This is a genomic window from Pseudomonas uvaldensis (genome assembly GCF_021271205.1).
GTDB classification, from domain to species: Bacteria; Pseudomonadota; Gammaproteobacteria; order Pseudomonadales; family Pseudomonadaceae; genus Aquipseudomonas; species Aquipseudomonas uvaldensis.
Map to the genome: position 1 here is coordinate 410,911 of NZ_JAIWKS010000003.1, position 15,388 is coordinate 426,298.

Below are 15,388 nucleotides of genomic sequence, written 5' to 3' on the forward strand. Positions count from 1 at the left end.
GGTTTTACTGTGAAGAACTGGACATTGCGCCAACGCATCCTGGCGAGTTTTGCGGTGATCATCGCCATCATGCTGTTAATGGTCGTTGTCTCGTATTCGCGGTTGTTCAAGATCCAGGACAGTGAAGAAAAGGTACGAGCCGCTGCGGTGCCGGGCGTGTATTACAGCTCCATGATCCGGGGTGGTTGGGTAGACAGCTATGTGCTGACCCAGCAGATTGTCGGTCTTTCGGGGAATCGGGAGATCACCGCCGAGGACAAGGCCCGTTACCAAGGCTTCGAGCAGCACCTGCGTGAAGAAATACAGAACTATCAAAAGCTGATCCAGAACCCGGCCGACCAAGCCTCTTTCGATGAGTTCGAGACCCAGCACCAGGCATTCAACCAGGCCATGGCGAAAGTCCTGGATCTCTATCAGCGCAAGGACTACGAAGGCGCGCGGCGGACGCTGGACAAAGAGCTGACGCCGGCATGGATCGGCGGCCGCACCCACTTGAATCGCATCATCGAGCGTAATCGTGAGCTGGCAGAAAAAGCCACCGAGACCATTGGCGAGGCAGTCTCGGCAGCCAAGGTCGCCATGGGCTTGTCGTTCCTCGTCGCGCTGGTCGTTGCGATCCTTTGCGGCCTGCTGCTGATGCGGGCAATCATGGCGCCCATGAACCGTATCGTGGAAATCCTCGACGTCATGCGCAGCGGTGATCTGAGTGGGCGTCTGAACCTGGCGCGCAAGGACGAATTCGGTGCGGTGGAAACCGGTTTCAACGACATGATGGCCGAGCTGACCTCGCTGGTTTCCCAAGCCCAACGCTCGTCCGTGCAGGTCACTACCTCAGTGACGGAGATCGCCGCCACCTCCCGCCAGCAACAGGCCACGGCGACGGAAACCGCCGCCACCACCACGGAGATTGGCGCGACGTCCCGGGAAATCGCCGCCACCTCCCGCGACCTGGTGCGCACCATGACCGAAGTGTCCACCGCCGCCGACCAGGCGTCGGTGGCCGCCGGTTCCGGCCAGCAAGGCCTGGCGCGGATGGAGGAAACCATGCATTCAGTGATGGGTGCCGCCGACCTGGTGAACGCCAAGCTGGCGATCCTCAACGAGAAGGCCGGCAACATCAACCAGGTGGTGACCACTATCGTCAAAGTGGCCGACCAGACCAACCTGCTGTCCCTCAATGCGGCTATCGAGGCCGAAAAAGCCGGCGAGTACGGGCGTGGTTTCGCCGTGGTCGCCACTGAGGTACGGCGGCTGGCCGACCAGACGGCCGTGGCCACCTATGACATCGAACAGATGGTGCGCGAGATCCAGTCCGCCGTGTCGGCGGGTGTGATGGGCATGGACAAGTTCTCCGAAGAGGTGCGCCGTGGCATGGCCGAGGTGCAGCAGGTGGGCGAGCAGTTGTCGCAGATCATCCATCAGGTCCAGGCGCTGGCGCCGCGAGTGCTGATGGTCAACGAAGGCATGCAGGCCCAGGCTACCGGCGCCGAGCAGATCAACCACGCCCTGGTGCAACTGGGCGATGCCAGCAGTCAGACCGTCGAGTCCTTGCGCCAGGCCAGTTCAGCCATCGATGAGCTGAGCCAGGTAGCCGTGGGGCTGCGCAGCGGCGTCTCGCGTTTCAAAGTCTGATGAGTGACTTCGAGGCCAGACGTGGCGCCGCGCCTGCGGCCCGTCAGATCCTGTTCCTGGTGTTCTGCATCGGTAACGAGCGTTACGCTCTGCAAGCCACTGATGTAGTGGAAGTGCTGCCGCGCATGCCCCTCAAGCCGATTGCCCAGGCGCCGGCCTGGGTGGCAGGGGTATTTGCCTGGCGGGGGGCGGTGGTGCCGGTGATCGATCTGCGCAGCCTGACCTTCGGCCAGCGCGCCGAGACCCGCACCAGCACGCGACTGGTGCTGGTGCATTATCACCCCGATGGACTGCAGGCGGGGCAGGTCCTGGGGCTGATCCTGGAACAGGCCACCGACACCTTGCGCTGCGACCCGGCGCAGTTCCAGCCCTATGGCCTGGACAATCGCCAGGCGCCGTATCTGGGGCCGGTGCGCGAAGACGCCCAGGGACTGTTGCAATGGGTACGGGTCGATGACCTGCTCGATGAATCGGTCCGCGCCGTACTGTTTCCCATGCCGCCACTGAGTCCTGACGCGCTTGAGGCCCGGCCATGAGCGATGACCAGCGTTTTTTCGACTTCCTCAGGGAGCGCATCGGCCTGGATGTCGGCTCGGTGGGCAGCGCCATTATCGAACGGGCGGTACGCCAGCGCATCGTTGCCGAGCCTGGGCGTACGGTTGATCAATACTGGCAGTACCTGCAGCAATCGCCGAAGGAGCAGCAGGCGCTGATCGAAGCGGTAATCGTCCCGGAAACCTGGTTCTTCCGTTACCCGGAATCTTTCGCCACCCTGGCCCGGTTGGCCATCAATCGCCTGGCCGAGATCCGACACCTGCGTGCGCTGCGCATCCTCAGCTTGCCGTGTTCCACGGGTGAAGAACCCTACTCCATTGCCATGGCCTTGCTCGATGCGGGCCTGGAGCCCCATCAATTCAAGGTCGACGGGCTGGACGTCAGCCCATTGTCGGTAGAGCGAGCCAGGGGCGCGCGTTACGGGAGGAACTCGTTCCGGGGTGCAGACCTGGCTTTTCGCGAGCGATATTTCAGCGCCGATGAGGAAGGCTACCGCCTCGACGAGCGTGTCCGCGAACAGGTGCGCCTGCAAGTGGGTAACCTGCTGGACCCGGCGTTGCTGGTGAATGAGGCCCCGTACGATTTTGTGTTCTGCCGCAATTTGCTGATCTATTTCGACCAGCCGACCCAGCGCCTGGTATTCGAGGTGCTCAAGCGCCTGACCCATCAGGACGGCGTGTTGTTTATCGGGCCCGCTGAGGGCAGTCTGCTCGGACGGTTGGGCATGCGTTCGATCGGTGTGCCCCAATCGTTCGCCTTCAGTCGCCAGGGCGCGCCCGATCCGCAGCCGTTGCCCACGCTGATGCCGACACCGCTTCCGGTTCGTCAGCCTGCCCGAGTCGCTCCTCCGGGTACGCCCCCGGTCGTCCGACCTCGGCCGTTTACGGCAAACGTCACCGCCCTTGCCGAGTCCAAAGGCAGTGACGCCGCGACTTTGCTGGCCGATATCGCCACCTTTGCCAACAGCGGCAAAAGCGCCGAGGCCCGTGCGGCCTGCGAGCAGTATCTGCGCAGCCATCCACCCAAAGCCCAGGTGTTCTATTGGTTGGGCCTGCTCAGCGACATGGCCGGTAGCGCACTCGAAGCCCAGGGTTTTTATCGCAAGGCGCTGTATCTTGAGCCGCAACATGCCGAAGCCCTGGTCCATCTGGCGGCGCTGCTGGCTTCCCAGGGAGACGCGGTCGGAGCCCGTCGATTGCAGGAACGTGCTGCCCGTGGCGGGCGCGCGGCTGACAGTGAGCGTAAACCATGAGCGGTTCGGCTTTTCAGAGCGTCACCCATGACGATGCCCAGGCTATCGACGATTGCTGGAACCGCATCGGCGTGCATGGCGACAAATCCTGTCCTCTACTGGCCGAACATATCCACTGTCGCAACTGCTCGGTGTATTCGGCGGCCGCAACCCGGCTGCTCGACCGCTATGCCTTGCAACAGGATGGCTACGAGCAGGTTCATGGTCCGGTGGACACCGATGTCGTCACCCGCTCGTTGCTGATGTTCCGCCTGGGCGAAGAGTGGCTGGGCCTGACCACCCGCAGCCTGGTGGAAGTGGCGCCGATGCAAACGATCCATTCATTGCCCCACCAGCGCTCGCGAGCCTTGTTGGGCGTGGCGAATGTACGTGGTGCACTGGTGGCTTGCCTGTCGCTGGTGGAACTGTTGGACCTGGAGCCAGGCCCGGTGGCTGTGCCCGGCGCACGGGTCATGCCGCGCATGCTGATCGTCGCGGCCCAGGGTGGGCCGGTGGTGGTGCCGGTGGATGAAGTGGACGGCATTCATGCCATCGATGAACGCATCCTGGCGGCCGCGTCGCCATCGGATGACACGTACACCCGCGGCGTGTTGCCTTTCAGGGGGCGCAGCCTGCGTTGGCTGGACGAGGAATACTTGCTGAGCGCCATGGCCCGGAGCCTGTCATGACCCCCGATCAGATGCGCGATGCCTCGTTGCTGGAACTGTTCAGCCTGGAAGCCGAAGCCCAGGTCCAGGTGCTGAGCGCCGGTCTGCTGGCCCTGGAACGCGACCCGACCCAGGCCGACCACCTCGAATCCTGCATGCGAGCGGCTCACTCGCTCAAGGGGGCGGCGCGCATCGTCGGGGTGGACGCCGGTGTCAGTGTGGCGCACGTCATGGAAGATTGCCTGGTGGGGGCCCAGGAGCGGCGCCTGGTATTGGGTGCCGAACACATCGATGCCTTGCTGCGAGGCACTGATTTGCTGACGCGTATCGCGACACCGGGCCACGATGTCGGCGCCGCGGACGTCGATGCCTATGTGGCGATGATGACGCGTCTGCTCGATCCGGACGCGGTACCGCTTCCGGCGGCAATAGCGCCGGCACAGATCGAGATACCCGTCGAACCGGTTCGTGTCGAGGTGCCCGAAATTGCGCCCGACGTGCCAGGGGAACCGGCTCCCCGGAACAGGCGGATCACCGACAGTGGTGAGCGGGTCCTGCGGGTCACGGCTGAGCGCCTCAACAGCTTGCTGGACCTGTCGAGCAAATCCCTGGTGGAAACCCAGCGCCTCAGGCCCTGGCTGGCAACGATGCAGCGGCTCAAGCGTCAGCAGGACAACGGCTTGCGTGCTCTGGAAGAGCTGAACGTGCACCTCAAGGACCAGGCTTTGAGCCTCCAGGCCCAGGAGGCTCTGGGGGACGCCCGGCGGCTGCTGGCCGAGACCCAACTGTCGCTGGCACAGAAAATAGCCGAGCTGGACGAATTCGCCTGGCAGGCCAGCCAACGGGCGCAAGTGCTGTACGACACGGCGCTGGCCTGTCGTATGCGACCTTTTGCCGACGTGCTGTCGGGTCAGGCACGTATGGTGCGCGACCTGGGTCGCAGCCTGGGCAAGCAGGTGCGCCTTGAGATCGAAGGCGAAAAAACCCAGGTCGACCGCGACGTCCTGGAAAAGCTCGAAGCGCCGTTGACCCACTTGCTGCGCAACGCGGTGGACCACGGCATCGAATCCCCGGATCAGCGATTACTGACGGGCAAGCCTGCCGAAGGCCTGATCCGGCTGCGCGCTTCCCATCAGGCCGGCCTGCTGGTCCTTGAACTGTCGGACGATGGCGCCGGCGTCGACCTTGAACGGGTACGCCGCAGCGTCGTCGCGCGCGGCCTTTCTCCCGAGCACACAGCCGCCAGCTTGAGCGAAGAGGAACTGCTGGCATTCCTGTTCCTGCCCGGTTTCAGCCTGCGGGACAAGGTCACCGAAGTCTCCGGGCGTGGCGTCGGCCTGGACGCCGTCCAGCATATGGTCCGGCAATTGCGAGGGGCGGTGGTGCTGGAGCAGACGGCAGGCGAGGGCAGTCGTTTCCACCTCGAGGTGCCGCTGACGCTCTCGGTGGTGCGCAGCCTGGTCGTGGAAGTCGGTGCCGAAGCCTATGCCTTTCCCTTGGCGCATATCGACCGCATGTGCGACCTGGCGCCGGAAGACATCGTGCAGGTCGAGGGGCGCCAGCATTTCTGGCACGAAGGCCGGCACGTCGGATTGGTCGCCGCCAGCCAGTTGCTCGGTCGGCCGGCCACGCAGAGCAGCGGCCAGACCCTCAAAGTGGTGGTGATTCGCGAGCGGGAGACGAGCTACGGGGTGGCGGTGGAGCGCTTCATCGGCGAGCGGACCCTGGTGGTCCTGCCGCTGGACGAACGTCTGGGCAAGGTCCAGGACATTTCCGCCGGAGCGCTGCTGGACGACGGCTCGGTGGTGCTGATCATCGATGTGGAAGACCTCTTGCGTTCGGTGGACAAGCTGCTCGATACCGGTCGCCTGGAACGCATCGCCCGTCAGGACCGGACCCAAGCCCCGCGCAAGCGGATCCTGGTGGTGGACGACTCCCTGACCGTGCGTGAGTTGCAGCGCAAACTGCTGCTCAATCGCGGCTATGACGTCGCCGTGGCGGTGGACGGCATGGACGGCTGGAACGCGCTGCGTTCGGAGGCGTTCGACCTGCTGATCACCGACATCGACATGCCGCGCATGGATGGCATCGAGCTGGTGACGCTGCTGCGACGCGACAACCGCCTGCAATCGCTGCCGGTGATGGTGGTGTCCTACAAAGACCGCGAAGAAGATCGCCGCCGTGGCCTGGATGCCGGAGCCGATTATTATCTGGCCAAGGCGAGCTTTCATGACGACGCCTTGCTCGATGCCGTGGTCGAACTGATCGGAGGGGCACGTACTTGAAGATCGCCATCGTCAATGACATGCCCCTGGCGGTCGAAGCCCTGCGCCGTGCGCTGGCGTTCGAGCCGGCCCATCAACTGGTCTGGGTGGCCGCCAATGGCGCCGAGGCGGTGCAGCGCTGCGCCGAATACACCCCCGACCTGATCCTGATGGATTTGCTCATGCCGATCATGGATGGCGTGGAGGCCACGCGCCGGATCATGGCCGAAACCCCCTGCGCCATCCTGATCGTCACCGGCGACAGTCAGCAGAACGTCCACCGCGTGTTCGAGGCCATGGGCAATGGCGCGCTCGACGTGGTCGATACACCGGCCCTGGGTGTCGGCAATCCCGAAGACGCGGCGGCACCCTTGCTGCGCAAGATTACCAACATCGGCTGGTTGATCGGCGAGCGCGGTCACCGTGAGCGTCCCGCACTCTCGTCTCAACGCGCCGCTGCGTCTCGCAAGAGCCTGGTGGCCATCGGCTCATCGGCGGGCGGGCCGGCGGCGCTGGAAGTCTTGCTCAAGGCGTTGCCACGGCACTTCGCCCCGGCCATCGTCCTGGTCCAGCACGTGGACGAGGTGTTTGCCGCGGGCATGGCCGAATGGCTGAGCAGTGTATCCGGACACAACGTCCGCCTGGCACGACACGGCGAATCGCCGCAAAATGGCACGGTACTGCTGGCCGGTACCAACCATCACCTGCGCCTGTTGAAGGACGGCACCCTGGCGTACACCGCCGAGCCGGTGAATGAAATCTACAGGCCGTCCATCGATGTGTTTTTCGAGAGTGTCGCCAACTTCTGGAACGGTGATGCGGTGGGTATCCTGCTCACCGGCATGGGCCGCGATGGTGCGCAAGGGCTTAAACTGATGCGCCGGCAAGGCTGCGTGACCATCGCTCAAGACCAGCGAAGCAGTGCGGTGTACGGCATGCCCAAGGCCGCGGCGGCCATTGACGCGGCGACGCAGATTCTTGCCCTGGACGCCATAGCCCCCCGCTTGGTAGAGATTTTTGCAAAATGACAATCCCAGCAGTCCTGGCCCAGGTTGCACTCAGGTGAGCCCCATGAATGAATTACAGCTCGACGATTTCAAGCGCGATGAAAACGCCGCGATGGTTCTGCTCGTCGACGACCAGGCGATGATCGGCGAGGCGGTGCGGCGTGGGCTTTCGAATGAAAACAACATCGACTTCCACTTCTGCTCCGACCCGCACCAGGCCATCGCCCATGCCGTTCGCATCAAGCCGACGGTGATTCTGCAAGACCTGGTGATGCCCGGTCTCGATGGCCTGAGCCTGGTGCGCGAATACCGTAACCACCCGGCGACCCGTGACATCCCGATCATCGTCCTGTCTACCAAGGAAGACCCGCTGGTCAAGAGTGCGGCGTTTGCCGCCGGGGCCAACGACTACCTGGTCAAATTGCCGGACAACATCGAGCTGGTGGCGCGTATCCGCTATCACTCGCGCTCCTACATGATGCTGTTGCAACGCGACGCGGCCTACCGCGCCCTGCGGGTTAGCCAGCAGCAACTGCTCGACACCAACCTGGTGCTGCAAAGGTTGATGAATTCCGATGGCCTGACCGGATTGTCCAACCGCCGGCATTTCGACGAATACCTGGAACTTGAATGGCGACGGGCGATGCGGGACCAGTCCCAGCTGTCGCTATTGATGATCGACGTGGATTACTTCAAGTCCTACAACGACAACTTCGGCCATCTGGACGGTGACGAAGCCCTGCGCAAAGTCGCTACGGCGATCCGCGAGGCGTGCAGCCGGCCGTCCGACCTGCCGGCCCGTTACGGCGGCGAGGAGTTTGCCCTGGTATTGCCCGGCACGGCATCCGGCGGCGCCCGGCTGATGGCCGAGAAACTGCGCCAGAGTGTCGTTGCCCTGAACATTCCCCACGCCACCCCGGACGGCGGCGAGAACCTGACCGTCAGCATCGGCGTCTCGACCGTGACTCCGCAGCAGGGTGGCGATTGCCGGCAGTTGATTTCAGCGGCGGACAAGGGCCTGTACATGGCCAAACACAGTGGTCGTAACCGGGTCGGTGTGGAGTAGGCCCAAGGGGGGGCGGTCAGGGGCGAACTTGCAGGAGCAAGGCTTGAACTGCCCCAAAGCCGCCAGGCGGGCTGCCGTCGACGCTTGATTACGTTATACTCGCCGGCTTTCAAAAGTTCGCCAACGAGTGTTGCCCGCCATGGAAATCAACCCGATCCTGAACACTATCAAGGACCTGTCCGAGCGCTCCGAAACTATTCGGGGGTATCTTTGACTACGATCAAAAGCATGAGCGTCTGACCGAAGTCAATCGCGAGCTTGAAGATCCGAGTGTCTGGAACAAGCCTGAGTACGCCCAGGAACTGGGCCGCGAGCGCGCCGCGCTGGCGCAGATCGTCGAGACCCTGGATGAATTGTCCGGTGGCCTGGCCGATTGCCGCGACCTGCTGGACATGGCCGTCGAAGAAAACGACGAAGGCGCGGTCGGTGACGTGGTCGCCGAGCTGGACCGCCTCGGCGAGTCCCTGGCCAAGCTGGAATTCCGCCGCATGTTCAGCGGCGAGATGGACATGAACAACGCCTACCTGGACATCCAGGCCGGTTCCGGCGGTACCGAAGCCCAGGACTGGGCCAACATCCTGCTGCGCATGTACCTGCGCTGGGCTGACAAACGCGGTTTCGACGCGACCATCATGGAACTGTCGGCCGGTGAAGTCGCCGGGATCAAGGGCGCCACCGTGCACATCAAGGGCGAATACGCCTTTGGCTGGCTGCGCACCGAGATCGGCGTGCACCGTCTGGTGCGCAAGAGTCCGTTCGACTCCGGCAACCGTCGCCACACCTCGTTCTCGGCGGTGTTCGTTTCCCCGGAAATCGACGATAAGGTGGAAATCGAGATCAACCCGGCGGACCTGCGCATCGACACCTATCGTTCTTCAGGTGCCGGTGGCCAGCACGTCAACACCACCGACTCGGCCGTACGGATCACCCACGTACCGACCAATACCGTGGTCAGTTGCCAGAACGAACGTTCCCAGCACGCCAACAAAGACACCGCGATGAAGATGCTCCGGGCCCGCCTGTACGAGCAGGAGATCCAGAAGCGCAACGCGGCGTCCCAGGCGCTGGAAGACAGCAAGTCCGACATCGGTTGGGGTCATCAGATCCGTTCCTATGTCCTCGATGCCTCGCGCATCAAGGACCTGCGCACCAACATCGAACGCAGTGACTGCGACAAGGTGCTCGACGGCGACATCGACGAATACCTGGAAGCGAGCCTCAAACAAGGGCTGTAACGCGACACCCATGCGGCGGGCGGGCACGCTTTCATGAAAGCGCGGCCCCGGCCGGTGGCAACGAACCTGTGATGGAATCCTTAAAGACATGAGCGACCTAGAACTCGACCCGCAAGCCCTGCAACAGGAAGAAAACTCCCTGATCGCCCTGCGCAAGGAAAAGCTTGCTGCCGAGCGTGCCAAGGGCCAGGCCTTCCCCAACGACTTCCGCCGCGACGCCTATTGCGACGTGCTGCAGAAGACGTACGCGGACAAGACTAAGGAAGAGCTGGCCGAGGCGGCGATTCCAGTCAAGGTGGCCGGTCGTATCATGCTCAATCGCGGTTCGTTCATGGTGATCCAGGACATGACCGGGCGCATCCAGGTCTACGTCAACCGCAAGACCCTGCCGGAAGAAACCCTGGCGGCGGTCAAGACCTGGGACCTGGGCGACATCATTGCCGCCGAGGGCACCCTGGCCCGTTCCGGCAAGGGTGACCTGTACGTCGAAATGACCGACGTGCGCCTGTTGACCAAGTCCCTGCGCCCGCTGCCGGACAAGCACCACGGCCTGACCGACACCGAACAACGCTACCGCCAGCGCTACGTCGACCTGATCGTCAACGAAGACGTACGTCAGACGTTCCGCGTGCGTTCGCAGGTCATTGCGCACATCCGCAGTTTCCTGATGAAGCGCGACTTCCTCGAAGTCGAGACGCCGATGCTGCAGACCATTCCCGGCGGCGCAGCGGCCAAGCCGTTCGAAACCCACCACAATGCCCTGGACATGGAAATGTTCCTGCGCATTGCGCCGGAGCTGTACCTCAAGCGCCTGGTGGTCGGTGGGTTTGAAAAGGTCTTCGAGATCAACCGCAACTTCCGTAACGAAGGCGTTTCGACCCGGCACAACCCCGAGTTCACCATGCTCGAGTTCTACCAGGCCTACGCCGACTACGAAGACAACATGGACCTGACCGAGGAGCTGTTCCGCGAATTGGCGCAGTTGGTGCTCGGCACCACCGACGTGCCTTACGGCGACAAGGTGTTCCACTTCGGTGAGCCATTCGCGCGCCTGTCGGTGTTCGACTCGATCCTCAAGTACAACCCTGAATTGACCGCCGATGATCTCAACGACATCGACAAGGCGCGTGCAATCGCCAAGAAAGCCGGTGCGAAGGTGCTGGGCTTCGAAGGCCTGGGCAAGCTGCAGGTGATGATTTTCGAAGAGCTGGTCGAGCACAAGCTGGAACAGCCGCATTTCATCACCCAGTACCCGTTCGAAGTCTCGCCGCTGGCTCGCCGCAACGACGAGAACCCGAACGTGACCGACCGTTTCGAGCTGTTCATTGGCGGCCGCGAAATCGCCAATGCCTACTCCGAGCTCAATGATGCCGAAGACCAGGCCGAGCGTTTCATGGCCCAGGTGGCCGACAAGGACGCCGGCGACGACGAAGCCATGCACTATGACGCCGATTTCGTCCGGGCACTTGAATACGGCATGCCGCCGACCGCCGGTGAAGGCATCGGCATCGATCGCCTGGTGATGTTGCTGACCAACTCGCCGTCGATCCGGGACGTCATTCTTTTCCCGCACATGCGGCCCCAAGCGTAAGTGCTTCAATTAAAAAGCCGCCTCTCACAGGCGGCTTTTTAATGCCTGTCTGGTACAAACGTATCAATTGGTTCTTTTGAAATAGCGAGGAAAGACCTGTCGTGAATCGTGCAATGGTTCAAGAAGGTGCAGCGGGCATCGCCACCGCTGTGGCTGAAAGTGTTCAGTACCAGGGCCGCAAGGCCAGCCGACAGGGCAGTGAACAGCGTCGCCAGGAGATTCTCGACGCGGCCATGCGCATTGTCGTGCGCGATGGCGTGCGAGCGGTACGACACCGTGCGGTGGCCGCCGAGGCGGGCGTGCCATTGTCGGCCACCACGTACTATTTCAAGGACATCGATGACCTGCTCACCGATACCTTCGCCCAGTACGTGGAACGCAGCGCGGCGTTCATGGCCAAGCTGTGGACCAATAAGGAAGGCCTGCTTCGGGAAATGGTCGCTTACGGAGACGGCAGTGCCGAATCCCGTACGAAACTGGCGGACGATATGGCACGCCTGGCCGCCGACTACGTGCAACACCAACTGCATACCCGTCGCGAATACCTGATGGCCGAACAGGCCTTTCGCCAGGAAGCGCTGCTCAACCCACGGCTGGCTGAGCTGGTGCGCTCTCACCAGCAAATCCTGCTGCAGGGGACCTGTCAGATTTTCCAGGTCTTGGGCTCGCGCGATCCGCAACAGGATGCCAAAGTGTTGACGGCTATTATCGGACGGATGGAATATCAGGGCTTGCTCAATGGCGCCGAGCCCGTCGCAGATGAGGACATGCTCGGCATTTTGACCCGCTATATGCACTTGGTATTGGCGTCGGTGTAACCCGTTCAGGAGCACCACTGTCCTTGTGGTGAGGGCGCCTGCCATAGGGAGTTCAAATGAAAGCCTGGCGTGCCGTGGTACTGGCCGTGTCGTTGCTGCTGCTCAGCGGTTGCCTGGTATCCTTCAAGGCGCCGTTGCCCGACAGCGAAGCTGCGCCCGAAGGCCTGCTCGGTCATTGGACCAGTACCAACGCCTGGGGCGAGCCATTGAACCTGGAGCTGACGAAAGTCGGCAAGCACCGCTACCAGGCGATCACTTACTTCCGGGCTCGGCCCCATGAGCGCGAAGCCATTCCTCTGACCGTCTCCCGTCACGGCAGCCGCTGGTACCTGTCGGCCAAGGTGCCGGCCCGATACGGCGGGCATTTCGTCATCGCTGGGTTTGAGCTGACCGACAAGCAGGAACTGGTGGTCTACAACCTGGACATGGAACAGATCAATCAGGCCATCGGCCAGAAGCTTCTCAGCGGCCAGTCGAACCACAGCGAAGAGGGAGAGGGTGTGCTGGTGGACAGCGACATGCGCAAGGTCTTCAGTTACCTCGACGACCCGGCCAATTCCGACGTGTTCTCGGAGGCCGTGCGCTACCAACGGCTCAAAGCCCAATAACAGTATTCAACGGACGTTTTTATCAGGAGTTTCGGGTGGACGATTACCAGCAGACGATACGCACCTTGTCCGATCGCATAGTGCTGGCGCAAACGCCGATTCGCATTCTCGACGCGGTGAAGTGGGACGAGAACATCCGCAAGGGTTTTCTCAAGGCCAAGGGCAAGGAACTGCCCGCCGTGGACCGCGACTATTACCTCAACCGACCGTTGTCCTTCGACTCCAGCGGGGTGAAGCTGGAATTCCAGAACATCGAACGGGACATTACCCGTCAGCTCGGGCAGTTCAACCCGGTCGGCCAGATCATGCGTCGCATGTGCAAGGAATACCGCATGGTGGTGCGCATGCTCGAGGCCCGCGGCACCGAGGATTTCGGGCTGATTTCCCAGGAACTGTACGGCGCCGCGTCCGACGCCTTCCATGCCGGTGACCCGACCCTGTCCGACCTGGGCCTGATGCTGTCCGATTACCTGAACAACATCGATGGCCGTGGGGATTTGAAGGACGAGCCAAAGGTCCTCAGTGCCAAGGACGCGGTCAACCTGTTGCAACACCGGCTCAACCGGGTGTTCGGCGAGGCCGAGGAAACCATCCGGGTGTTCGAGTCCGATGGCATCGTCGCCGACGCGGCGGCGGGCGCCGACTACATCAAGATCCGTACCGATGCGATGTTCAACGAGCGCGACGTACGGGCCCTGGAGGTCCATGAGGGCCTGGTCCACGTCGGGACGACCCTCAACGGCTTGAACCAGCCGATCTGCACCTTCCTCTCCAAGGGTCCGCCCTCGTCCACGGTCACCCAGGAAGGCCTGGCGATCCTGATGGAGATTATTACGTTCGCGTCCTATCCGAGCCGCCTGCGCAAACTCACCAACCGCACCCGGGCGATCCATATGGTGGAAGAGGGCGCCGATTTCCTCCAGATCTTCGAATTCTTCCGCGAGCAGGGTTTCGAGATGGCTGAAAGCTACGGCAACGCCAGTCGGGTTTTCCGTGGCTCGGTGCCAACCGGTCTGCCATTCACCAAAGACTTGTCCTACCTCAAGGGCTTCATCATGGTTTACAACTACATTCAGCTGGCCGTGCGCAAGGGCAAGCTGGAGCAAGTGCCGCTGCTGTTCTGCGGCAAGACCACCCTGGAGGACATGCGTACCCTGCGGCAACTGGTGGACGAAGGCCTGGTCGTGCCGCCCAAATACCTGCCCGATCAGTTCCGCGACATGAATGCGTTGTCGGCGTGGATGTGTTTTTCCAACTTCCTGAACCATCTGAGCCTGGATCGGATCGAAGCGGATTATTCCAATATTCTTTGAGTCACCCCAACCCCCTGTGGGAGCGGGCTTGCTCGCGAAGGCGGTGTGTCAGTCGATACATAGGTCACTGACTCAACGCATTCGCGAGCAAGCCCGCTCCCACAGGGAACGTGTTTCAACTTCAAGTGTTACGAGGTTTCATCGGATGCGAACCCTCGGCATCATCTGCCTGCTGCTGGCCCTGAGCGGTTGCAGTTCCCTGCTGTTCTACCCCGAGCGCGGCCAGCCCTTCACCCCGGAGCGGGCCCGGCTCGATTACCGTGACGTCACGCTGACCACTGCCGACGGCCTGCGGCTCCACGGCTGGTGGCTGCCCGTCAAGAAAGGCGTCGAGATCAAGGGGACGGTGCTGCACTTGCACGGCAACGGCGGCAACCTGGCCTGGCACCTCGGTGGCAGTTGGTGGCTGCCGGAGCAGGGCTATCAGGTTCTGATGGTCGACTATCGGGGATATGGCTTGTCCGAAGGCGAGCCGAGCCTGCCGGCGATTTATAAGGACATCGATGCGGCGTTCAAGTGGCTCGATCAGTCCCCCGAGGTCCAGGGCAAGCCGCTGGTGCTGCTCGGCCAGAGCCTGGGCGGCGCATTGGCGGTGCATTACCTGGTGGAACATCCCGAGCGGCAACGGCAGCTCAAGGCCCTGGTGCTCGATGGCGTGCCCGCCAGTTACCGCGACGTCGGGCGCTTTGCCCTGAGTACATCGTGGCTGACCTGGCCGTTCCAGGTGCCGTTGTCCTGGCTGGTGCCAGACGGCGACAGCGCGATCAGTTCCGTGGCGCAATTGAATGGTGTGCCGAAGTTGATCTACCACAGCCTGGATGATCCCATCGTGCCGCTTTCCAATGGCATCCGCTTGTATCAAGCTGCACCGCCGCCCCGGGTCCTGCAACTGACCCGCGGCGGCCACGTGCAGACGTTCGCCGACCCGACCTGGCGTACGGTGATGCTGCGCTACCTCGACGACCCCCGGCATTTCGACGGCCTGCGCCGCCTGGGCGAGGTCCCGAATTATCCGAAAACATCCGTTGAATCTCCTGAGAGCCCGCAATGAGCGAAGAACGTAACGCCATTCCCCTGATCATCACCGGTATCTGCAGCATCCTCGGCACCGTCGCGGTGCTCTGGTACTACGGCTACCTGCACTTCGCCAAGCCCGAGGATGCGTTGTTGCTTAACGAGTTCACCATGCTCAAGACCGTGCCGGGTGAAGACTACAAGGTCTCCCTGGAGCCGGCGCCCCAGGTGGCCCAATGCATCGACGGCGTGCTGGTGCTGTTCGACACCGAACAGAAGGGCCTGACCGGTGTGCTGATCAACAACAAGAAGCGCGCGGTGCGGTGCATGGGGCAGGAGACGCCGCAGAAGCTCCAGCCGTAACTCAACCCGCTCCCACATTGGCC

The 15,388-nt window shown here is 62.5% G+C and carries 14 protein-coding genes; all 14 read left to right on the forward strand.

Annotation, left to right across the window (positions count from 1 at the left end):
* The first annotated feature begins 9 nt into the window (after positions 1-9).
* The 14 genes from LCU97_RS08355 (at position 10) to LCU97_RS08420 (ending at position 15,365) form a co-directional block, all read left to right on the forward strand.
* Positions 10-1,632 (forward strand): methyl-accepting chemotaxis protein, encoded by a 1,623-nt coding sequence (locus LCU97_RS08355; protein WP_053152646.1) that lies wholly within the window; start codon positions 10-12, stop codon positions 1,630-1,632.
* Positions 1,632-2,168 (forward strand): chemotaxis protein CheW, encoded by a 537-nt coding sequence (locus tag LCU97_RS08360; protein ID WP_053152648.1) that lies wholly within the window; start codon positions 1,632-1,634, stop codon positions 2,166-2,168. Before LCU97_RS08355 ends, LCU97_RS08360 begins: the two co-directional genes overlap by 1 nt.
* Positions 2,165-3,439 (forward strand): CheR family methyltransferase, encoded by a 1,275-nt coding sequence (locus LCU97_RS08365; RefSeq protein ID WP_232776107.1) that lies wholly within the window; start codon positions 2,165-2,167, stop codon positions 3,437-3,439. Before LCU97_RS08360 ends, LCU97_RS08365 begins: the two co-directional genes overlap by 4 nt.
* Positions 3,436-4,107, forward strand: coding sequence for a chemotaxis protein CheW (locus LCU97_RS08370; protein ID WP_232776108.1), 672 nt, complete (start codon positions 3,436-3,438; stop codon positions 4,105-4,107). Before LCU97_RS08365 ends, LCU97_RS08370 begins: the two co-directional genes overlap by 4 nt.
* Entirely contained in the window at positions 4,104-6,371 is a 2,268-nt protein-coding gene (locus LCU97_RS08375; protein ID WP_053152653.1) for a hybrid sensor histidine kinase/response regulator, read from the forward strand. Before LCU97_RS08370 ends, LCU97_RS08375 begins: the two co-directional genes overlap by 4 nt.
* Complete coding sequence (gene cheB, locus LCU97_RS08380; protein ID WP_232776109.1) at positions 6,368-7,378, forward strand: chemotaxis response regulator protein-glutamate methylesterase; 1,011 nt, start codon at positions 6,368-6,370, stop codon at positions 7,376-7,378. Before LCU97_RS08375 ends, cheB begins: the two co-directional genes overlap by 4 nt.
* 43 nt (positions 7,379-7,421) lie before the next feature.
* On the forward strand, positions 7,422-8,423 hold the full coding sequence (locus LCU97_RS08385; RefSeq protein ID WP_053152657.1) for a diguanylate cyclase: 1,002 nt from the start codon (positions 7,422-7,424) through the stop codon (positions 8,421-8,423).
* Positions 8,424-8,562: 139 nt separating this feature from the next.
* Positions 8,563-9,658 (forward strand): peptide chain release factor 2 gene (prfB, locus tag LCU97_RS08390; protein WP_156315945.1). Its coding sequence is split into 2 segments (ribosomal slippage): positions 8,563-8,634 and positions 8,636-9,658, totalling 1,095 coding nucleotides; the frame shifts between segments, so codons are not numbered across the junction.
* 88 nt (positions 9,659-9,746) lie between these two features.
* Entirely contained in the window at positions 9,747-11,249 is a 1,503-nt protein-coding gene (lysS, locus tag LCU97_RS08395) for a lysine--tRNA ligase (protein ID WP_053152660.1), read from the forward strand.
* A gap of 101 nt (positions 11,250-11,350) precedes the next feature.
* Positions 11,351-12,067, forward strand: a complete 717-nt coding sequence (locus tag LCU97_RS08400; RefSeq protein ID WP_232776110.1) for a TetR/AcrR family transcriptional regulator — start codon at positions 11,351-11,353, stop codon at positions 12,065-12,067.
* Between the two features lie 56 nt (positions 12,068-12,123).
* Positions 12,124-12,675 carry a hypothetical protein gene (locus LCU97_RS08405; protein WP_053152664.1) on the forward strand — a complete coding sequence of 184 codons (552 nt, stop codon included), beginning with the start codon at positions 12,124-12,126 and terminating at the stop codon, positions 12,673-12,675.
* Positions 12,676-12,710: 35 nt separating this feature from the next.
* Complete coding sequence (locus LCU97_RS08410; protein WP_053152666.1) at positions 12,711-13,988, forward strand: flavohemoglobin expression-modulating QEGLA motif protein; 1,278 nt, start codon at positions 12,711-12,713, stop codon at positions 13,986-13,988.
* Positions 13,989-14,133: 145 nt separating this feature from the next.
* Complete coding sequence (locus tag LCU97_RS08415; protein ID WP_232776111.1) at positions 14,134-15,039, forward strand: alpha/beta hydrolase; 906 nt, start codon at positions 14,134-14,136, stop codon at positions 15,037-15,039.
* Positions 15,036-15,365, forward strand: coding sequence for a hypothetical protein (locus LCU97_RS08420; protein ID WP_053152670.1), 330 nt, complete (start codon positions 15,036-15,038; stop codon positions 15,363-15,365). Before LCU97_RS08415 ends, LCU97_RS08420 begins: the two co-directional genes overlap by 4 nt.
* Positions 15,366-15,388: the final 23 nt, after the last annotated feature.